Source organism: Pseudomonas bubulae (genome assembly GCF_900618535.1).
Classification (GTDB): Bacteria; Pseudomonadota; Gammaproteobacteria; order Pseudomonadales; family Pseudomonadaceae; genus Aquipseudomonas; species Aquipseudomonas bubulae.
The window spans coordinates 1,019,640-1,040,094 of record NZ_UYJA01000001.1; the positions used below are offsets into that span (position 1 = coordinate 1,019,640).

At 56.2% G+C, this 20,455-nt stretch carries 17 protein-coding genes; 14 read left to right on the forward strand and 3 right to left on the reverse strand.

Going from position 1 to position 20,455, the window contains the following annotated elements; all coding sequences use genetic code 11:
• Positions 1-195: 195 nt before the first annotated feature.
• The gene (locus tag PPTH39_RS04390; protein ID WP_130871669.1) at positions 196-726 is read left to right on the forward strand and encodes a DUF4946 domain-containing protein; all 531 of its coding nucleotides are present in this window, start codon (positions 196-198) and stop codon (positions 724-726) included.
• Between the two features lie 59 nt (positions 727-785).
• Here the strand turns inward: PPTH39_RS04390 and PPTH39_RS04395 are convergent, their stop codons facing one another.
• Complete coding sequence (locus PPTH39_RS04395) at positions 786-1,745, reverse strand: quinone oxidoreductase family protein (protein WP_095031873.1); 960 nt, start codon at positions 1,743-1,745, stop codon at positions 786-788.
• An 89-nt stretch (positions 1,746-1,834) separates the two neighbouring features.
• Positions 1,835-2,614: an AraC family transcriptional regulator gene (locus tag PPTH39_RS04400; protein ID WP_095002376.1), complete on the reverse strand. Its 780-nt coding sequence runs from the start codon at positions 2,612-2,614 to the stop codon at positions 1,835-1,837.
• A 158-nt stretch (positions 2,615-2,772) separates the two neighbouring features.
• On the opposite strand from PPTH39_RS04400, the gene PPTH39_RS04405 reads away from it, so the two are divergent.
• From PPTH39_RS04405 to PPTH39_RS04430, 6 genes are all read left to right on the forward strand, one after another.
• Entirely contained in the window at positions 2,773-3,219 is a 447-nt protein-coding gene (locus PPTH39_RS04405) for a DUF411 domain-containing protein (protein ID WP_095002375.1), read from the forward strand.
• Between the two features lie 549 nt (positions 3,220-3,768).
• The gene (gene glgA, locus PPTH39_RS04410; RefSeq protein WP_095021201.1) at positions 3,769-5,340 is read left to right on the forward strand and encodes a glycogen synthase GlgA; all 1,572 of its coding nucleotides are present in this window, start codon (positions 3,769-3,771) and stop codon (positions 5,338-5,340) included.
• 54 nt (positions 5,341-5,394) lie between these two features.
• Complete coding sequence (gene malQ, locus PPTH39_RS04415) at positions 5,395-7,476, forward strand: 4-alpha-glucanotransferase (RefSeq protein WP_095002373.1); 2,082 nt, start codon at positions 5,395-5,397, stop codon at positions 7,474-7,476.
• Between the two features lie 26 nt (positions 7,477-7,502).
• Complete coding sequence (locus PPTH39_RS04420) at positions 7,503-7,730, forward strand: DUF2934 domain-containing protein (protein ID WP_095002372.1); 228 nt, start codon at positions 7,503-7,505, stop codon at positions 7,728-7,730.
• A 137-nt stretch (positions 7,731-7,867) separates the two neighbouring features.
• A complete protein-coding gene (gene glgX, locus PPTH39_RS04425; protein WP_095002371.1) occupies positions 7,868-10,021 on the forward strand; it encodes a glycogen debranching protein GlgX in 2,154 nt (717 codons plus the stop codon).
• Positions 10,022-10,115: 94 nt separating this feature from the next.
• Positions 10,116-10,919: an endonuclease/exonuclease/phosphatase family protein gene (locus PPTH39_RS04430; RefSeq protein ID WP_095002370.1), complete on the forward strand. Its 804-nt coding sequence runs from the start codon at positions 10,116-10,118 to the stop codon at positions 10,917-10,919.
• A gap of 72 nt (positions 10,920-10,991) precedes the next feature.
• Here PPTH39_RS04430 and glgB read toward each other — a convergent pair whose 3' ends face one another.
• Positions 10,992-13,211: a 1,4-alpha-glucan branching protein GlgB gene (gene glgB / locus PPTH39_RS04435; RefSeq protein ID WP_411567429.1), complete on the reverse strand. Its 2,220-nt coding sequence runs from the start codon at positions 13,209-13,211 to the stop codon at positions 10,992-10,994.
• 282 nt (positions 13,212-13,493) lie between these two features.
• Here glgB and PPTH39_RS23500 point away from each other — a divergent pair, with 282 nt between their 5' ends.
• From PPTH39_RS23500 to ccoG, 7 genes are all read left to right on the forward strand, one after another.
• Positions 13,494-13,664: a hypothetical protein gene (locus PPTH39_RS23500; RefSeq protein WP_165446481.1), complete on the forward strand. Its 171-nt coding sequence runs from the start codon at positions 13,494-13,496 to the stop codon at positions 13,662-13,664.
• 563 nt (positions 13,665-14,227) lie between these two features.
• Complete coding sequence (locus PPTH39_RS04445; RefSeq protein WP_198417395.1) at positions 14,228-15,220, forward strand: McbB family protein; 993 nt, start codon at positions 14,228-14,230, stop codon at positions 15,218-15,220.
• Entirely contained in the window at positions 15,217-16,011 is a 795-nt protein-coding gene (locus tag PPTH39_RS04450) for a SagB/ThcOx family dehydrogenase (protein ID WP_130871672.1), read from the forward strand. Before PPTH39_RS04445 ends, PPTH39_RS04450 begins: the two co-directional genes overlap by 4 nt.
• The gene (locus PPTH39_RS04455; RefSeq protein ID WP_130871673.1) at positions 16,008-17,207 is read left to right on the forward strand and encodes a YcaO-like family protein; all 1,200 of its coding nucleotides are present in this window, start codon (positions 16,008-16,010) and stop codon (positions 17,205-17,207) included. Before PPTH39_RS04450 ends, PPTH39_RS04455 begins: the two co-directional genes overlap by 4 nt.
• Before the next feature lie 10 nt (positions 17,208-17,217).
• Entirely contained in the window at positions 17,218-17,958 is a 741-nt protein-coding gene (locus tag PPTH39_RS04460) for an ABC transporter permease (RefSeq protein ID WP_130871674.1), read from the forward strand.
• Positions 17,958-18,698, forward strand: a complete 741-nt coding sequence (locus PPTH39_RS04465; protein ID WP_130871675.1) for an ATP-binding cassette domain-containing protein — start codon at positions 17,958-17,960, stop codon at positions 18,696-18,698. The genes PPTH39_RS04460 and PPTH39_RS04465 overlap by 1 nt, the downstream gene beginning before the upstream one ends.
• Before the next feature lie 222 nt (positions 18,699-18,920).
• On the forward strand, positions 18,921-20,342 hold the full coding sequence (ccoG, locus tag PPTH39_RS04470; protein WP_095021199.1) for a cytochrome c oxidase accessory protein CcoG: 1,422 nt from the start codon (positions 18,921-18,923) through the stop codon (positions 20,340-20,342).
• Positions 20,343-20,455 lie beyond the last annotated feature (113 nt).

Below are 20,455 nucleotides of genomic sequence, written 5' to 3' on the forward strand. Positions count from 1 at the left end.
CGCAGCCGGGGCGGACAAGAAACATCTTGCTGACATCGCCCCGGCCATAAGAGGGGCGCGATTGTCCGGGATTAGACATAAGAAGCAAAGGTTTAGCTGAGCAATGGTCGAAATGATGTCACGTTGCAAAGCAATACCTGGACACCAATTGATACACTATTGAAGTCCCCCCATCGCTCAAAAGGCCCGAGAACCATGCATTTTGCCCGACGTTATCCCGTTTTTATCGGCTTGTGCCTGCTGGCTGCAGCGCCCATGGCCAGCGCCGACGGTCTGATGATTACCTGGCCCGGCGGCTGGGAAGTGCAGGCCGTCCCCCCTGCCCCGGACGACAGCAGTGTGCGCCAGCGGGCGGTGAAGAACGATGCCAATGGTGACCCGCAGATGGTTATGGAGCTGACTCAGTCGACCCTGGTGCCCGAGCACAAGGTCAATATGGAGGCGGTGTTGCTGCAAATGCGCAAAACCTTGCAGCAGAATTTCGCCAAAGGCGGTTACCAGAGCGCTTGCAACAAGATCCACAGCAGCACCCTGGGCGGGCTGGACGCATTGCAAACCACCTGCAAGATCACCCAGAACGGCAACCACGTGATCACCCAGACCCTGGTGGCCGCCACCCAGGGCAACAGCGCCTACGCCCTTTCCTACGCAGGCCCGGCTGACGGCTACAAAGCCATCGAACCTGAGGTCAATGGCATTCGCGCCAGCTTGCGGCTGGGGCAATAACCGGGTAGCACTTGCCTCTGTGGGAACGAGCCTGTTCGCTCCCACAGTTCAGGCAGTGCCTACGGGATCAGCACCACTTTGGCGCACGCACCTTCATTGACCTGCGCATAACAGGCCAGTCCGTCCGCCAGGGCCGCTTCCTGAAAACCACCCGGTGCCGGCAACAGCCCTTGATCGAAGTACTGACCAAACTGATTGAGCCTCTGCGCGCAATCGCCGCAGCTATACAGCAGCGTGTTGACCCCGACCAGCGACCCGCCCTTGCGATACAGGGCCAGCGCAGGCAAATGCACATGACCGTCCAGCGGTGCGGCAATAAAGGCGATTCGCCCGAAAGTGCGCAACGCCGACACTGCCGCTGGCAACCAATGGCCAGTGGTGTCGAAAATCACTTCAGCGCCACCTGCAAATACCTCATTCACTTGAGCCCCCAGCGACTCCGGTGTATCCAGAACCAGCACTTCAAGGCCCTGCTCCAGCAGCACCTGCGCCTGCTCGATACGACGCACCGCCGCCAGCACCCGCGCGCCAAGCACTTTCGCCAGCGCGATAGCCGCGGTGCCTACCGCGCCATTGGCACCGATCACCAGCAAACGGGTATCCGCGCCTACAGCCGTTCGTTGCAGAGCATCCCACGCCGTGGTGTAAGGCACGCCCAGGCTGGCGGCCTGCTCAAAACTCAGCGACTTGGGTTTCAGCGCAACGCCTTCAATCGGCAAGACCAAATAGCTCGCATGAGAACCGTCCCGGTAGAACCCCAGTTCCTTACCCGTACCCCAGACTTCCTGCCCCACCAACGCCTGCGGTCCATCCACGATCACCCCGGCAAAATCCCGACCGGGCACGCGGGGCAAGGTGGTGTAGGGAAAACGGCCGAGTACATTTTTCACATCGCTGGGGTTCAGGCCTGCAGCCCTGACCTGCACCAGCACTTCATCGGCACCAGGTACCGGCAGCGGCAACTCAACGAGGTTCAGCGCCGCCAGATCACCGGTTTTGGAAAATTGCAGTGCTTTCATATTCAGCCCTCTGGATGCTGTAGAGATGCCCCAGTTTATGGCCGACAAGCGTGGTGCTTCTGCCAATGCCTTCTGTCTGCCGGACAAGTTCAGATCTCTGCTACCTGACCTGAGGCATACAAAGAAGGACTCACACCCAGCTCGCGTCGGAACATATCGCTGAAACTGCTGGGCGAATAACCAAGCGAGCGTGAGATCTGGCTAACAGAAGCGCCCTGGATCAGCTCGGCCGCGGCGGTTGCCAATTGCACCTGCCGCCGCCACTGGGCGAAGCCCATGCCCAGTTCGCCCTGAAAAAGACGGGCCAGGGTTCGTACACTGGCCCCGGCGTTCTCGGCATGTTGCTCAAAGGCGATATCCAGCGAAGGGCTGGCCATGACCGACTGGCACAGGTTGAGCAGGCGCCGGTCCGGGGTATCGGGCATGGGCACCTTAAGCTGGGTTCGGCGGGCCCGCTGCAATTCCAGCAACGTCAGATTGAGCAGAGCCTCGGTGTAGGACGTTTGCCCGTCCGCCCGCTCCACCAACTTGATAATCAGCTCTCTGAGCAAGCGGCCGACTTCAATCACCTGCACACGACTGTCCAGGGTGCTGGCCAGCTTGGGTGGCAAATAGATATTTCGCATCTGCAAATCCGACACCACGCGAATCCCGTGGGGCACCTGCGGCGGCAACCACACCGCCCGCTGCGGTGGCACGGCCAGGGCTTCATCCGGGGTATCGACCCACATCACGCCGCTGCTTGCGTAGAGCAACTGCCCCCACTCGTGCTGATGCGGCTCGATATACAGGCCACGGGGATAAGTACGCGCCAAGGGTTGTACCCGCACATCGGTGTCAGACAAATCGGGTGGAACGGCAAGCGCCATATACGGTACACATCAGAAAAGTGAGCGATTAAGGGAACGAGGTTATAGTGCCTTGATTCCACCCAAAGCGCCCCAACCTGACAGATTTGTCATCTGTCCATCAGCTGCCTGACAGTCCCTGTCGCTCAGGCTGACGTTTTTTCGTATAGAGGATCTCGATGAAGACTCCATTGCGCCTTTTCGCTCTCTCGGCCCTGTTGTTGACCTCTTTGGCGCAAGCGGCCGAACAACTGACCATTGATGTGCACCGCGATGCCAACTGCGGCTGCTGCAAAGCCTGGATTTCTCACCTTGAGAGCAACGGCTTCAAGGTCAATGACCATGTAGAAACGGATATGGCCAGCGTCAAACAGCGCCTCGGCGTGCAGCCCCGGCTGGCGTCGTGCCATACCGGAGTGATCAACGGCAAGTTCGTTGAAGGTCACGTGCCTGCCGAACAAGTGGTGGCACTGACCCAGCGCAACGACCTCAAGGGTATTGCTGTACCGGGCATGCCAATGGGCTCGCCGGGTATGGAAATGGGTGACCGCAAGGACGCCTACCAGGTGATCGGCCTGGACAACGACGGTAAAGACCAGGTGATCGCCGAGTACCCTGGCAACTGAAATACGCGAGGCGCGCGCACCACATCGGTGCGCGCGCCCTGTTATTTTGCAGAACCGCCCCCCATCCCCATAGCAGCTGACGAGCGGAGCGAGGCTGCGTTCGGGCGCGTAGCAGCCGTGAACCCTGCGAACCCGATTGGGCTAGCATATCGCAGTGTCTGATTTTACGGCTGCTGCGCAGCCGAACGCAGCCTCGCTCCGCTCGTCAGCTGCTACAAAAACTGAAACAGACTTTGTGATAGATACTTTTCCTACAAGACAACTCTCATTGTCTTACAAAAAACACTGCCTTTAGCTAGCAGCTTGACCCATCTCTTCTACACTCAACGCTGTCGCATCTACGGCGTGTATTTTTCGTATTTGAATAATCGGATCTTCTTCGCCCGTGATAGGCCAACTTGGGGCTGGGTTGCAGCTGTTGGTGCATTCCTTGCAGTGCCCAAATCATCTTTTACGCATTTTTGCCGTGGATGACATGGCCGATCAGTCAGTGGGGAAGTGCCGGCCGGGTGGCCGTTAGCAGATCAATAAATACAACGGGAGAGATTCATGATCAGTGCTGCTGCGCCACATCAAGAAGAACGTCTGACCCCGCAAGTTGTGAATGAGCTGATTTCACTGCCAGATCTGGCCCCTGCAGGGAGGCCCGCGCTGGCGGTGATAAACGCCAATCCCAATAAAAAGAAGGTGCTGTTTGTCACCTCCGAACTGGCCGACCTGGTGAAGACCGGTGGCCTGGGTGATGTGTCGGCAGCACTGCCGCGGGCCATGCGTCACTTGCATGATGTACGGGTGCTGATCCCCGGCTACCCACAAGTGCTCAACAGCGACAACCCGATCCACATCATCGGTGAACTCGGTGGCCATGCCGCCCTGCCCGCCTGCAAGATCGGACGCATGGACATGACCGACGGCCTGGTCATCTATGTACTGATCTGCCCTGAGCTTTATGAGCGCGAAGGCACGCCCTACGGCGCCAACAATGGCCGCGACTGGCCCGACAACCACATCCGTTTCGCCCGCCTGGGGCTGGCTGCAGCCGATATCGCTGCCAATCTGGCACAGATACACTGGCAACCCGACCTCGTGCATGCCCACGACTGGCCTGCAGGGCTGGCCCCGGCCTATATGCACTGGCGCGGGCAACGCACCCCCACCCTGTTCACTATTCACAACCTCGCCTACCAGGGCGTATTCAGCCGCGCCTGCTGCCCGGAGCTGGGCATCCCGCACCATGCCCTGCAACAGGACGGTATGGAGTTCTACGGCAAACTGTCGTTTCTCAAGGCCGGCATGGCCTACGCCAGCCACATCACTACGGTCAGCGCGACCTACGCCGCCGAAATCACCACCCCGGCCTTTGGCTGCGGGCTCGATGGCTTTTTGGCCAGCAAGACTCAGCAAGGCCTGTTGAGCGGTATTCCCAATGGCATCGATGAAAGCTGGGAAGCCACCACCGACCCCCATCTGGTGGCGCCCTTCGGTATCGGTGACTGGGATGCCCGCGCCGTCAATACCACCCATGTGCGTACCCTGTTCGGCCTCACCCCTTCCAAAGGGCCATTGTTTGCCGTCGTGTCGCGCCTGGTTTACCAGAAGGGCCTGGACCTCACCGAAGCCGTGGCCGCCTTTATCGTCGCTTCGGGCGGGCAGATTTGCATCATCGGCCGCGGTGAACCCGAAGAAGAACAGGCCATGCGTGAACTTGCCTTGCGCTTCCCGGGTCAGATCGGAGTACGCATCGGTTTCAATGAAACCGATGCACGGCGCATGTTCGCGGGCAGCGACTTTTTGCTGATGCCCTCGCGCTATGAACCCTGCGGTTTGAGCCAGATGTATGCACAACGCTTCGGCTCGCTGCCAGTAGCGCGCAACACCGGCGGCCTGGCGGACACCATCGAAAACGGCGTGACCGGTTTTCTGTTCGACGAGTCCACCGTGGCCAGCTACGAGGAAGCACTCAAGCGCGCCTTCAAGGTGTTCAGCTACCCCAAACTGTTGAATGCCATGCGCTGCCGCGCAATGGCCGCTCCATTCAACTGGAGCAAGGCCGTGGAACCCTATGCCGAGCTGTATGAGCAACTGGTTGCCAAGTCATTGCTTCGCACCGTGAAGCCATGAGCCCTGCGGATCTGCCTGACGTTCGTTCATTTATCGCCATCAAGGGAACCGCCAATGAGCGAAGCGCAACTTGAAGTACTCGCCGGCCGGGCCGGACTGGCCGTTGACTGGATTGATGCCAACGGCCAGCCACAGAGGGTCAGGCCACAGGTGCTGGAGGCCATTCTGGCGGGGCTGGGATTGCCCGCCGACAGCGCCGAAGCCATCGAAACCAGTCTGCTAAACCTGCAACTGGAGCAGCAGAACAAACGCCTGCCGCCCTTGCTCACGGCAGACGTCGGCAAGGCCCTGGACTTGTCACGCTACTTTCACGCCCATAGTCAGTGCATCGTGCATCTGGAGAACGGCGATGCGTTGCCAATCCAGCTGGATGCCGACGCCATGTTGCCAGGCATGATCCCCGTCGGCTACCACCGGGTGCAGCTGGAAGATCAACAGTTCACCCTGGCTGTGGCCCCGGCCAGGTGCTTCAGTATCGGCGATGCCCTGCATCAGACAGCGCCACGGGCATGGGGTGTCAGCGTGCAACTGTACTCGCTGCGGCGCCACGGCGACGGCGGCTTTGGTGATACCCGGGCACTCGAAACCCTGCTGCAGGCTGTGGGTGAGCGCGGCGCCGATGCGCTGGCGATCAGCCCCCTGCACGCCATGTTCAGCAGCGCGCCCAAACATTACAGCCCGTACTCACCTTCCAGTCGCCTGTTTCTCAACAGCCTGTATGCAGCACCCGCCAGTATCCTTGGTGAGGAGGCACTGCACAGGGCCATTGAAGCCACAGGCCTGAGAGACGAACTGCAACGCCTTGAACAGTTGCCGCTGATCGACTGGCCAGCCGCAACCCTGGCCAAACAGACATTGCTGCGTCAGCTCTACAACGACTTTGCCCGGGACGAACACCCGCTGCTGGCCGACTTCAATCACTTTCGCGAGCTGGGTGGCGAAGCACTGGAAAACCACTGCCGCTTTGAGGCCCTGCAGGAAACCTGTGTGGCCGGGCATCACAGCTTCGACTGGCGCGAGTGGCCCGAACAATGGCGCAACCCGGACAGCCCGGCGCTACTGCGGTTTGCCGAGGGGCACCAGGCGCTCATCGGTTATTACGCCTTTTGCCAATGGCTGATCGCCCGCTGCCTGGACCGGGCCCAGACCACGGCGCGTAGCAGCGGCATGGCCATCGGCCTGATCGCCGACCTGGCCGTGGGTGCCGATGGTGCCGGCAGCCAGGCCTGGTGCCGCCAGGATGAACTGCTGGCGCAACTGACCGTGGGCGCGCCACCCGATGCACTCAACCGCGCGGGCCAGGGCTGGGGCATCTCGGCGTTTTCCCCCGAAGGCCTGAAGCGCAATGGTTTTCGTGCCTTTATCGAGATGCTGCGGGCCAATTTTGCCCATGCTGGCGGGCTGCGCATCGACCATGTGCTGGGTTTGCAGCGCCTGTGGGTAATACCCCTGGGGGCTTCGCCCGATGAAGGCGCCTATCTGTATTACCCGATCGACGACCTGCTGCGCCTGGTGTGCCTTGAATCGGTGCGCCACCAGGCCATCGTGCTGGGCGAGGACCTTGGCACCGTACCTGACGGCCTGCGGGAAAAGCTCAGCGAGCGGGCAATCCTGGGCATTCGCGTGCTGCTGTTCGAGCAGGACTACGGCGCGCGCTTCAAACCGATTCTGGACTGGCCGGACGATGCCCTGGCCACCACCAGCACCCACGACCTGCCGACACTCACCGGCTGGCTGCACGGACGCGATATCGACTGGAATGAACGCCTGGGCCTGATTGACCCGGTCACTGCACACCACTGGCGCGAAAGCCGTCAGCGCGAGTGCGAAGGCCTGGATCTGGCCTTGCGCCTGGATCCGCAAAACTTTCAGGAAGAAGCCCAGGGCAACGCTCCGACACTGGACGCCAGCATCCGTTATCTGGGGCACACCCGTGCGCCGCTGGTACTGCTGCCAATCGAAGATGCACTGGGGCTCGAGGAGCAAGCCAACTTGCCCGGCACCGTCAGCGGCCACCCCAATTGGTGCCGACGTCTGCCGGGCGACGGCAATACCTTGCTGGACGCCATCGATGCCACTCAACGTTTTGAACTGCTGGCCTGCGCCCGCCAGCAAGCCCACGAGCGAGACCGCTAAATCACCCATGAGCAAGGAGCTTCACCATGAGTAATGACGACAAGCACATTCGTGAATTTGCCTATCAGATCTGGGAGTCTGAAGGTCGCCCGGAGGGCCAGGAGGCGCGTCACTGGGAAATGGCCCACAAACTGGCCCAGGCACAAGCCCTGGCCCCCTCCAAGGCAGCCCCCAAGGCCACCAAGGCCAAGGCCGCAGCAAAACCTGCTGGGGAGAAAAAGCCCCGGGCACCGCGCAAGCCTGCCTCGTCTTGAGTCCACCTTCCCCCTTGTGGGAGCGCCAGCTCGCGATTGCCTCAACCCGGCCAACGGATTGAACCGCAGAAGTGCAATCGCAAGCCCGCCCCCACAGGCCACCTACACCCAAAAATCCGGTTGTGCAGGAGCAGGTCATGAGTAAACACACGTCAGCACCGCCCACTGGCGACCCCTTGCGCATCCGCGAAGGGCTGCCCTTCCCCCTTGGGGCCACCTGGGATGGCCTGGGCGTCAACTTTGCCCTGTTCTCGGCCAATGCCACCAAGGTCGAGCTGTGCCTGTTCGATGCCGCAGGCGAGGTCGAGCTGGAGCGTATCGAGCTGCCCGAGTACACCGACGAGACCTTCCACGGCTATCTGCCGGACGCCCATCCCGGGCAGGTCTACGGTTATCGCGTGCATGGCCCTTACGACCCGGAAAACGGCCATCGCTTCAACCACCACAAACTGCTGATCGACCCCTACGCCAAACAGCTGGTGGGTGAACTGAAGTGGTCCGAGGCCCTGTTTGGCTACACCATCGGTCACCCGGATGCCGACTTGAGCTTTGATGAACGGGACAGCGCGCCCTTCGTGCCCAAGTGCAAGGTCATCGACCCGGCGCACACCTGGGGTCATGACCACCGCTTGAGCGTGCCTTGGGAACGCACCATCTTCTACGAGGCCCACGTGCGCGGCATCAGCATGCGCCACCCCGCCGTGCCGGATGCGGTGCGTGGCACCTTTGCCGGCTTGATGATCGATGAAGTGGTCGAGCACATCACCGACCTGGGCGTAACCAGCATCGAGCTATTGCCGGTGCATGCCTTCGTCAATGACCAGCATCTGCTGCAAAAAGGCATGACCAATTATTGGGGCTACAACAGCATCGCTTTTTTTGCCCCCGACCCGCGCTATCTGGCCAGCGGCAAGATTGCCGAGTTCAAGGAGATGGTGGCGCGCCTGCACAAGGCCGGCCTCGAGGTGATTCTGGATGTGGTCTACAACCACACCGCCGAAGGCAACGAACAAGGTCCGACCCTGTCCATGCGCGGCATCGACAACGCCTCGTACTATCGCCTGATGCCCGAGGACAAGCGCTACTACATCAACGATTCCGGCACCGGCAACACTCTGGACCTTAGCCATCCATGCGTCTTGCAGATGGTCACTGACTCGCTGCGCTATTGGGCCCGGGAGATGCACGTCGACGGTTTCCGCTTCGACCTGGCGACGATTCTGGGGCGCTATCACGACGGCTTCAACGAACGTCACAGCTTTCTGGTGGCCTGTCGCCAGGACCCGCTGCTGCGCCGGGTAAAAATGATTGCCGAACCTTGGGACTGTGGCCCCGGTGGCTACCAGGTCGGCGGCTTCCCGCCCGGCTGGGCGGAATGGAACGACCGCTTCCGCGACACCGTGCGCGCGTTCTGGAAAGGCGACGAAGGCAAACTGGCTGAATTTGCCGGGCGCATGACCGGTTCGGCCGATCTGTTCAACCACCGGGGCCGAAGGCCCTATAGCTCGGTCAACTTCATTACCGCCCATGACGGCTTCACGCTGCACGACCTGGTGTCCTACAACGATAAACATAACGAGGCCAACGACGAAAACAACCAGGACGGTAGCAACAACAATATTTCCTGGAACCACGGCGTCGAAGGGCCCACCGACGACCCCGAAATCAACGCCTTGCGCCAGCGCCAAATGCGCAATTTCATGGCCACCCTGTTCCTGGCCCAGGGCACGCCGATGCTCGTGGCCGGCGACGAATTCGCCCGCACCCAGCACGGCAACAACAACGCCTACTGCCAGGACAGCGAAATCGGCTGGATCAACTGGGAACTGGACAAGACCGGCAAATCCCTGCTGGCCTTTGTCAAACGCCTGATCAAGTTACGCATGCAGTACCCCATCCTGCGGCGCGGCCTGTTCCTGGTGGGGCACTCCGTTGACACGCCCGAGTACAAGGACGTGACCTGGCTGGCCGCCGATGGCAACGAGATGACCACCGAACAGTGGCAGGACGCCGAGGCCCGGTGCATGGGCATGCTGCTCGATGGCCGGGCGCAGGTATCCGGGGTGCAGCGCGCCGGCGCTGATGCCACCTTGCTGATCGTGGTCAATGCCAACCACGACCCGGTCAACTTCAACCTGCCCAAAGTGCCCCACGGCATCAGCTGGTCATGCCGGCTCGACACCACTGACCCGAGCATCAAGGGCCCGCAGCATCTGCCCTTCAACAAACCCTACAATGTCACCGGGCGTTCGCTGGTGCTGTTTGAATTGCAACACACCGAGGTGTCGTGAATGTATTGATAAACATCAAGTGCACCCCCATAAAAAGCGGCAAGCTGTGACTGTAACTTGCCGCTTTGAAACTGCCCCTGACAGAGGAGTGACCATGCCTACCGAACAAGCTGTCGGCAATACACTTTTATCTGCCACCCCGGCAACAGCACCTGCCGTGCATCGAATCAAGGTGCTGACGGTCAATACACACAAGGGCTTTACCGCCTTCAACCGCCGCTTCATCCTGCCCGAACTGCGCGAAGCCGTGCGCAGCACCGGTGCCGATCTGGTGTTTTTGCAGGAAGTGCTCGGCGAGCACGGCAAGCACGCCTCACGTTATGAAGACTGGCCTGCCACCTCACAGTACGAATTCCTCGCCGACAGCATGTGGAGCGACTTTGCCTACGGGCAAAATGCCGTTTACCCCGACGGTCATCACGGTAATGCCCTGTTGTCCAAGTACCCGATCAAGGCTTCGCGCAATCTCGATGTGTCGATCACCGGGCCTGAGCGGCGCGGCTTGCTGCACTGTGTGCTGGATGTGCCAGGGCATGACAATGTGCATGCCATTTGCGTGCATTTGAGCCTGCTGGAAAGCCATCGCCAACTGCAGATCGTGTTGCTCAACCAACTGCTCAAATCCTTGCCGCCCCATGAGCCGGTGATCATTGCCGGTGACTTCAACGACTGGAAGCAGCAAGGCAACGCTGCCCTGCGCCAGCGTGACGACCTGCATGAGGTGTTTGAGCGCCATCACGGCCAAGTGGCCAAGAGCTATCCCGCGCGCTGGCCACTCCTGCGTCTGGATCGTATCTACTTGCGCAATGCACGCAGCCATAATCCAGAGATCCTTGGCAATAAGCCGTGGAGCCATCTATCCGATCATTTACCGTTGGCGGTTGAGGTGCATCTGTAATACCGAGGTGCCCGCCTGCCCTCACCCCAACCCTCTCCCGAGGGTGAGGCCTGGGGTGAGGGCGCTGTTGCTCTACCCCGTCACCGGCCGCAATATCAGCACCCCCAGCGGCGGCAGATTCAAGGCCAGCGATACGCCCTGACCATGGCTGGCTACCTCCTGGGTCACCACCCCGCCGCCATTGCCATAATCGGAACCGGCATAGATCGCCGAATCACTGTTGATAACCTCCTGCCAGGTACCGGCAAATGGCACACCGATCCGATAACCTTCGCGCGGCACCGGGGTAAAGTTGGTCACCACCAGCAAGGGCGAACCGTCCTTGCTCCAGCGTAGCCACGCAAAAACGCTGTTGGCTGCGTCATCGCCAATCAACCACTGGAAACCCTGCGATACATCATCCTGCTCATACAGCGCTGGCTGCTCCCGGTACAAACGATTCAAGTCGCCAACCAGTTTTTGCACCCCTCGGTGCTCGGGGTATTGCAGTAAATACCAGTCCAGTTGCTGATCGTGATTCCATTCACGCCACTGGCCGAATTCGCAGCCCATAAACAGCAGTTTCTTACCCGGATGTGCCCACATAAAACTCAAGTAAGCACGCAGATTGGCGAATTTCTGCCAGCGATCACCGGGCATCTTGTCGATCAGCGAGTGTTTGCCGTGCACCACTTCATCGTGGGAGATCGGCAGGATAAAGCGCTCGGTCCAGGCGTACACCAGGCCAAAGCTCAGTTCGTTGTGATGATGGGCGCGGTACACCGGGTCTTGCTGGATGTAATGCAGCGAATCGTGCATCCAGCCCATGTTCCATTTGTAGGAAAACCCCAGCCCGCCCTGATCGGTGCTCTCGCTGACGCCGGGCCAGGCCGTGGACTCTTCGGCAATCACCAGCGCGCCTGGTACCTCGTAGGCAACCACATCATTGAGATGGCGCAAAAATTCTATGGCTTCGAGGTTTTCCCGCCCGCCATGCCGGTTGGGCACCCACTCACCAGCCTTGCGCGAATAGTCGCGGTACAACATGGACGCCACCGCATCCACGCGCAACCCGTCGACATGAAAGTGCTTGAGCCAATGCAAGGCCGAGGCAAGCATAAAACCATGCACTTCGGTACGGCCCAGGTTGTAAATCAGGGTGTTCCAGTCCTGATGAAAACCTTCAAGAGGGTTGGCGTATTCGTACAGCGCCGTGCCATCAAACTGCGCCAGCCCATGGGTATCGTTGGGAAAATGCGCTGGTACCCAGTCCAGAATCACACCGATACCGGCCATATGACAGGCATTGACGAACGCGGCAAAATCATCAGGCGAACCATAGCGGGCCGTCGGCGCAAATTGTGACAGAGGCTGATAGCCCCAGGAGCCACCAAACGGGTGCTCCATGATCGGCATCAGCTCGATATGGGTGAAACCCAGTTGCTGCACGTAAGGGATCAGGCGCTCGGCCAGCTCGGGCCAGCTGTACTGGCGTTCGATGTCGCCAACATCATCGGTCTCGCACTGCCATGACCCTGCATGTAACTCGTAAATTGACAGCGGTGCGTCACGGCGCTGACGCTGCTCACGGGCTTGCATCCAGTCACCATCCTGCCAGTCGATGGCCAGGGGTGACGCCACCTTCGACGCCGTATCAGGCGGCAACTGAGTGGCCAGCGCCACGGGGTCGGCCTTGAGCGGCAAGATGCCGTGGGCGCCAAGGATTTCGTATTTGTACGCCTCGCCCGCCTGCAGGCGCGGCACAAACAGCTCCCACACGCCGTTGGCGTGGCGCAGGCGCATGGGGTGGCGACGGCCATCCCAGCCGTTGAAATCGCCTACCACAGACACCCGCCGCGCATTTGGCGCCCACACGGCAAAGCGCACCCCCGGCACGCCATCAACCTCCAGCAATTGCGCCCCGAAGCAGCTGCTTAAATCACGGTGGTTGCCTTCGGCAAACAGGTACAAGTCCATCTCACCCAACAACGGACCAAAACTGTAAGGATCTTCGCTGGTTTGCACGGCATTGCCCCAATCAACCTGGAGCAAGTACGGCCGCGCCTGTGTGAAATGCCCGACAAAAAGGCCGGTGACTTGTGCGTCATCAAGGCGCCCGAGTACTTCACCGGTATCCCTGGCGAGTACATTGACACTGACCGCGCCGGGCAAAAAAGCCCGGACAAACTGCCCGCCTGCAGCATCGGCGTGAGGCCCCAGCACCGCAAACGGATCGGGGTGTTCGGCTTTGGTCAGTGCGTCGATGTCCGTAGGGGCGGGTAACAGCGAGTCTTTACCTTTACCAGTATCCATGCTCGAACTCATGCTGCTCTCCGTCTGGTAAAGGTTGTGCATGCCTGTGCATACGTTTCGGTCTTCGACTTGGCCTATGTCCTGAATCCACAGTCCCACCAAGACTAGCTCTTGTGGGGCACCCCGTGAGGGCTAATTACCCTTGGTTTATGCAAAACCCATGCAAATATTGCGGTACGCGCAGCGCAGTGCGCCGTCGGTCACGTGAGCGGAATCAAACCTGCCATCACACGGTCAACCGTCCGACAGCCCTCTACATCCCGCCACCGAGAGGTCATCGTGATGAGTATCCCCATTGCACCTGAAACCCCTGACCCCAATATCGACCAGCCAGCTTTGCCGCCCGTTCCCGGGCCACAACCGCAACAGGAGCCGCCCGAGCGTGACCCGCAACCCATGGGTGACCCGCCCTGTGAGCAAGTGCCGCGAAAGGTAAAGACTGAAAAGTTCTAATTACGGCAAATAACAAGGAGCGGTATGGCAGCGCACATTCAAACAGCATGCCGCTCGTCCCTTTTTTTGAAAAAAAAGCAATTGCCATACTACAGAACAGCCTTACAAATATCCCTTTAAACATACCAGCCCGAAAAAAGAAAACACTTACAAGCGTTTGAAATTTTTAATATTTCCAGACAACATATATAAATATCTTTCAAACAAAAAATTTAGATCGCCGCAAGCGCTACAGCGAGTGCTATTAATTAGCAAGTAACAATCCTCTTTTGCTGTAGGAAGAATCTCAAACTACAGATGAGGATCTTTGACAATACTGAAATCAAGTATTAAACCTACGCTTGTCTGAGACTTATTTTGGCCCCAGACCACAAAACACAAAACACAAAACACAAAACACAAAAAATACACTACAGAGCTATCAATATGAACAATAAGTTTGGCGAAATTATTTTCCTGTTTAACAAAGAATCCGACTTCGATGTTAACTCTCAAGTAAATAATGGAGGTTCAGGTAGCGCAGGGGGCTGCGGCGGAAGCGGCGGATGTGGGGGCGGCGGCGGATGCAATGGCGGAAGCGGGGGAAGCGGCGGTTGCGGTGGTGGCAACGCAATAAACCCTCTGCAAGAGGATTAGCCCGTGAGGTTTCTGGCGCCCTACCAGAAACCTCATTTATTAACCATCACGGCGCAACAACCATGAATTTGATCATCTCAGAGTTTCAAGTCATCAAATTAAAGGAGCACACAATAGTCATTTCCGAGAAGGGGGTGACCACTATCAAATCTCGCCCACTAATAAAAGCGCTGCATAAACTGAGCACTCTCACATCAACGCAGCAAACCAAGAAACACATACTGCACACGCTCGAAGAATTCAACCTTGCTCCGGATGAAGCTTTCAGTTTCCTGGAGCAAGCAATTCACATCAAAGCGGTTACTGAAAAACATTTCAAGAAAATTATTATCGCACACGAATGGGGCTGCGAACTCGACAACATCCTCAATTCAGAATTCAAAGAGGCCTTCTTTGCACTCCCCATCAACACACATCTGACCAAACAGACACAGCTAAGCGAAAGCCTCGTCATAATCATGCCAACAAAATATGACCACCATAAGATCAAACATATCTATTTCGAAATCGCAAAAAAGCACCCGACCTGTTGTCTCTGCGTAGCCTTACGAACAGGTGATTCTTTCTATATCAGCCAACCCTACTTATCCGAAATTGGGGGGCCGTGCCACTTTTGCAATTTTGACAACATAGCTCGTACGGAACGTGTCCGCCCTACCTTTAATAACTGGTCATCACTGTTCAATTTTTGTACCGATAGCCATATTGCCCTGCCTGAACAGCCAATGACAAAACTGCAATTCGCACTGATAGCGGGTTTGTTAGTAGAACGAATAAAGCTCTGGACTTGTCCAGGCTCCGGACATAGAACCCAAGACAGAATCATGTTGTCGTCACACATCAACTTATTTAATGGCCAAATTACCGAAGAACACGTTACCCATTGGCAAATGTGTGACTGCCTGAGGCCTATAAAATGACCACAATGCCACATGACTACTACTTGAAGTTCACAGACAGCGAAGTATTGTCTGACATTCAAGCCTTTCACAACAAGGGAAACTACACCCTTCATAGCGCATTCAAGCATATGAGTTACCTGCACTCACTCACCCCCTTCGACCTGGATAGTTTGACAGGTAAAGAGCTTCATCTGTACCCGGACATGAACCTGTCCACACCCTTACATAGGGCATCAATAACGCATCACGCTTTAATGAGAAATGAATCCTGCGTCACATTCAAGAAGAGCAACATTGCATTCTCGACAATTGAACAGCTCATTTCTCCGTTACTCAACACCCATCCAACCAGCCACAAGCGCGGCTACCCGAGCGGCGGGGCACTGTACCCTGTAGAAGTATTTATTTGTTCTTTAAATGAAAGCCCTGAACACTGGCCTTTTGTTGAAAAGGTCCTCCATCTCCTACCTTATTCGCGCGCACTCGAAACTGTACAGAATACTTTAAGCAGCAAACACCTTAAAGACTCAATACTTTGCCCTCCTTCAACCATAGGCACCCCAGCCCTGGCACTTGTTTATGTTGCATACTGGCCTAAAACCCTTTTCAAATATAGATATCGCGGTTACCGACTAGCGCTTATGGAAGCAGGCTCGATGTATATGCTTATTGAGTTACAAGCAAAGGCCCTCGATCTGAGATGTCGTCTATGGTCTGGTTTCACTGATTCGATGCTCTGTAAGTCACTGGGTTTGAATCCAGCGCTTTTCTCCCCTCTCTGCGTCCATTTTATAGGTCAAGGCAAATGAACATTACCTGCATGCATCCCACTCGGCATGTACCAAGAAGACTTTACTGCCAACCTGCTTGTATGTTGGACTTTCCTTCCTGCACTGAAGTCAGTGATGCTTGGTCTGTGGCAGGATCCGGGATCGGCAGTGGATCTAACTCACTGAAAACGGCCTTGGGTGAATACTACGAAAGAAAGCATTTTTATACAGAAATTCTTTCAGACACACAAAATAAGCTCACCTATTCTCTGAGACCGGACGAAGCCTATCAATTTGTACACGCCTTTTCGCAAACGTCTTATCCGACACGTCAGCTGGATAACTTGCTGGAACATACGTACCACTTAACAAAAGTCATACGAATATCTGATCTCACTGAATGCTATATCCCCACGGCATGCCTCTCCTTAACACACTACGGCTTGGGGGAAGACAATACCATTTACCCATTGAGGGACACATGCGGGTGCAGCTTCCACTGGGATGCAAAAAAAGCGATTTTCTGCGCACTCAAGGAATGTCTGGAACGCCAATTCTTAAACCGTTTTTGGCTCACAGCCCACTACCAGAAACGCATAAGCGCTCAATCAATAATAGACCAACTAACGAAAAGTAATATTTTAGCGCTGGCGAGCAGTTTAAACAAAGCGGGAGACATTATTGCTTTTGACATTTCCGACCCCTCATTTCCAGGCCGGTGCATAATCGCGTGTTATGGCCAAAAAAATCGTAGCCATCATGTCAACTATTGTACCGGCATGGCCTATTCAGATACGCAAACACATGCCTTGGAGAAAGCATTCGAAGAATTGTGGCAAACCTACCGATTCATGGATTTATTTACACATTGCAAAGGCGACAAGAACACGCTTAAAGATCCTTACCTAAAGCATTTTTTCAATTGCAACACCTACGAATCCTTCAAGGAAATCACCTCATGCGAAGCAGGCTGTCGTTCTACTAGCCAACTCGCACGACGATTCACTACAAACGAGTTACTCAACTCATTGGCCCTTCAGAAAATACAAGGGTACCTATACTTAAAACCTTCACATATTGAAGATAAGAGATGCGTCTTCTGCAAATTCATATCACCTCAACTCTTTATGCACATGAACAACTCAAGGCATATCAACCTGGACAATGACTACTCTGCCATTTTCCAGGGCGATATTCTCCCTTCGCGCCAAACAAACATGGTGCCCTTCCCTTAGCAGGTACCACATGCACAAGAATACAGGATCTCGAGCCTTTCAACTGGCCATGATTTTTATCAAGGAACAGCTCAAGGAACCGACTGCACTGTTCTGGATATTACTGTCGCCCGGTGCTGTTTTCTATCTGCTGATCTACTCGAAAGGAGACGATAATTTCAATCAAGATTACAGCGCTGTCACCGCATGGTTTTATGCCTATATATCTTCAAGCGTAGCATTCTTTGGATTTTCTTTTTATATCATTGGCCGTCGAGAAAGTGGTTTCATCCGTTCATTCATTTATACGCCACATGCCAGAGCAGTGTTCCTGATAGCGCAACTCATCGCTTATTCCACAATCGCCTGCTTGTACTGCTTGTTTTTTTACATGATGACACGGCTCCCTTTTGGGGGTTACTCCACTTATGAAGCCTCAACACTCATGATCCGATTTTATAGTTGCTTTATTTTATTCTGCTCACCCGGCCTGCTCATTACCGCACTACCACTCAATTTCCAAACGGCCAACACTGTTTTTTCAATCTTATCTTTTATCATGCTTGCCCTCGGGGTAGCACAAGCTGCCCTTCCTGAACCCACCTATTTCCCAATTGAATTATTCAACCCTCTAAGCCTTGGCAAAAGCATTATGCAACAGGGTATACAACCGCTATGGAAAATCATTATCAGCATTTTTGTGACCTTCATCATCGCCTTGTTATTGGCCTGCAAGTACTTGCGTATCAATCCAGTATGGAGCCGCTACTAATGAGTATTTTACAGGCAGACTGCATTGATTTCCGCTACCCAGAAAAACCGCTTTTCAGCCAAGCTAGCCTGCAGGTTTGCTCAGGCTCAATGACTGGTTTACTAGGACCTAATGGTGCAGGCAAGACCACGTTCTTTGATATTTTATGCGGTTTAAAAAAACCAGATAATGGCCAGATCACAAACCCTTTTACTCAACAACTTTATTTATCTCAGACGCTAATGACACCTCCCGCGTTGCGCATGTATGACATTTTCAAAATGACGGCCTTACTCTGCTCGCCCGCCCCCATTAACAAATGCCATATACAAGAGAATCTGGCCCGCTGGAGCCCTCGAATCCTTGACCGCTACAACGAGATCTGGAGCAAAAAATCCTCTCTGTGCAGTTACGGTGAAAAACGCTGGTTCTTCACCGTTTCACTGCTGTCGATCGCAGCTGATTTCTACATTTTGGATGAACCCACTGCAGGGGTAGATCCGGAATTTCGCTTTCATATCTGGCAATGCCTGCGCGGTGCGGCACAGGACGGGGCGGCAATCCTTGTGTCCTCGCACAATGTCGATGAAATCAGCGAAAACTGCCAAGGCTTTTACATGATCAGCCAACAGAAATTCCTACACTTTGAAGACGGTGAAGCGTTCAAATATCACTATCAGGCCAGCACCCTCGATCAAGCCTTTATCAAGGCCGCATGTGGGGCTGACATGCACAAGTCATCACAACCCATCAGACCGTGATTCGCAGATTTTCTTGACCCCGATCACCCCCTGTACCACCCAACTGCGTTACAGGCGTGCAAAGCCAGCAAAACCGGGGCAGAACCTCGGGTGCAGCCGATTGTCGCAGGCCGCCTGAAAGCGCCATCTGATCCGCTTTTAATTCAAATAACTGAGTCTGTTATGCAAACAGTTCGCTGGGCATAGTGCTCGGGCCTGATGGAGGCTGATGAGCGAAAGACCATGAGCGAACAAATTCCCGTCCAGATACTTGAATCATTTGAGGCTCCCCGACCAAGAGCCGCAAAAACCAATAACAAGTCCAGCGACAACCTGATTCATACCCGCAGTTTCACCGGCCTGTTTCGCACCCTGCGAATCGTGGGAGCAGGCCTGTTGTTTTTACTGTTCTTTGGCACCGTATGGCTCAACTGGGACGGCCGTCAGGCAGTGCTGTGGGACTTGTCTGAAAGCAAGTTTCATATATTCGGCGCGACCTTCTGGCCGCAGGATTTCATCCTGCTTTCGGCACTGCTGATCATTGCCGCCTTTGGCCTGTTTGCAATCACGGTATTTGCCGGGCGCGTATGGTGTGGCTACACCTGCCCGCAGAGCACCTGGACCTGGCTGTTTATGTGGTGCGAAAAGATCACCGAAGGTGACAGAAACCAGCGCATAAAGCTGCAAGCAGCGCCCTGGCGCCTGAACAAGATCCTGCGCCGAACGGCCAAGCACTCGTTGTGGCTGGCCATCAGCGTGATGACGGCACTGACCTTTGTCGGTTATTTCACCCCGGTACGGCCACTGGCCACAGAGCTGCTGACCCTGGAGATCGCCGGTATCAGCCTGTTCTGGATGCTGTTTTTCACCGGCGCCACCTATATCAGCGCCGGCTGGCTGCGCGAGGCAGTGTGCATGCACATGTGCCCGTATGCACGGTTCCAGAGCGTGATGTTCGACAAGGATACGCTGGCCATTTCCTATGATGTGGCCCGTGGCGAAAACCGCGGCCCGCGCAAACGCGGGGTCGAACCCAAGCAGGCCGGGTTGGGTGATTGCATCGATTGCTATATGTGTGTGCAGGTATGCCCCACCGGGATAGATATTCGCGATGGCTTGCAGATGGAGTGCATCGGCTGCGCGGCCTGTATCGATGCCTGCGACTCGGTGATGGAGAAAATGGGTTACGCTCCGGGTCTGGTGCGTTATACCTCCGAGCACGAATTGCAAGGCGGCAAGACCCATTTGCTGCGTCCGCGGCTGATCGGCTATGCCGTGGTGCTGGTGGTGATGATCGGCGCGCTGGTGATGGCGCTGAATATGCGCACCATGGTGTCCCTGGATGTGATCAAGGATCGCGGTCTGTTCCGTGAGAACAGCCAGGGCCAGATCGAGAATATCTACAGCCTGAAAATCATCAACAAGACCCAGGAGCCTCAGCACTACCGGGTTTCGTTGCAGGACGGCGAGGCGTTCCAGTTGCAGGGTAAAACCGAACTGACCCTGGCCCCCGGCGAGATTGTCGACGTACCGGTGTCTGTGGCCCTGCTGGCCGAGCGCCCGAAAAGCAGCTCGCAGACCATCGAGTTTGTGGTCACTGACACTGATGAACCGAGCGTGCGCAGTGTGGCCAAAAGCCGTTTTGTTGCCCCGCTGAACCGTTAAGCTGCAAATACTTTGTGTGGGAGCGGGCTTGCTCGCGACAGGATTGCTGCGGTGTGTCAGGCAAATCGCAGTCAGGCCATCGCGAGCAAGCCCGCTCCCACACCATTGCCCCG

Bases quoted from the DNA above. Each gene is read 5' to 3' on its own strand.
- PPTH39_RS04390 (WP_130871669.1), top strand. From the start codon at position 196: ATGCATTTTGCCCGACGTTATCCCGTTTTTATCGGCTTGTGCCTGCTG.
- PPTH39_RS04395 (WP_095031873.1), bottom strand. From the start codon at position 1,745: ATGAAAGCACTGCAATTTTCCAAAACCGGTGATCTGGCGGCGCTGAAC.
- PPTH39_RS04400 (WP_095002376.1), bottom strand. From the start codon at position 2,614: ATGGCGCTTGCCGTTCCACCCGATTTGTCTGACACCGATGTGCGGGTA.
- PPTH39_RS04405 (WP_095002375.1), top strand. From the start codon at position 2,773: ATGAAGACTCCATTGCGCCTTTTCGCTCTCTCGGCCCTGTTGTTGACC.
- glgA (WP_095021201.1), top strand. From the start codon at position 3,769: ATGATCAGTGCTGCTGCGCCACATCAAGAAGAACGTCTGACCCCGCAA.
- malQ (WP_095002373.1), top strand. From the start codon at position 5,395: ATGAGCGAAGCGCAACTTGAAGTACTCGCCGGCCGGGCCGGACTGGCC.
- PPTH39_RS04420 (WP_095002372.1), top strand. From the start codon at position 7,503: ATGAGTAATGACGACAAGCACATTCGTGAATTTGCCTATCAGATCTGG.
- glgX (WP_095002371.1), top strand. From the start codon at position 7,868: ATGAGTAAACACACGTCAGCACCGCCCACTGGCGACCCCTTGCGCATC.
- PPTH39_RS04430 (WP_095002370.1), top strand. From the start codon at position 10,116: ATGCCTACCGAACAAGCTGTCGGCAATACACTTTTATCTGCCACCCCG.
- glgB (WP_411567429.1), bottom strand. From the start codon at position 13,211: ATGGATACTGGTAAAGGTAAAGACTCGCTGTTACCCGCCCCTACGGAC.
- PPTH39_RS23500 (WP_165446481.1), top strand. From the start codon at position 13,494: ATGAGTATCCCCATTGCACCTGAAACCCCTGACCCCAATATCGACCAG.
- PPTH39_RS04445 (WP_198417395.1), top strand. From the start codon at position 14,228: ATGCAATGGCGGAAGCGGGGGAAGCGGCGGTTGCGGTGGTGGCAACGC.
- PPTH39_RS04450 (WP_130871672.1), top strand. From the start codon at position 15,217: ATGACCACAATGCCACATGACTACTACTTGAAGTTCACAGACAGCGAA.
- PPTH39_RS04455 (WP_130871673.1), top strand. From the start codon at position 16,008: ATGAACATTACCTGCATGCATCCCACTCGGCATGTACCAAGAAGACTT.
- PPTH39_RS04460 (WP_130871674.1), top strand. From the start codon at position 17,218: ATGCACAAGAATACAGGATCTCGAGCCTTTCAACTGGCCATGATTTTT.
- PPTH39_RS04465 (WP_130871675.1), top strand. From the start codon at position 17,958: ATGAGTATTTTACAGGCAGACTGCATTGATTTCCGCTACCCAGAAAAA.
- ccoG (WP_095021199.1), top strand. From the start codon at position 18,921: ATGAGCGAACAAATTCCCGTCCAGATACTTGAATCATTTGAGGCTCCC.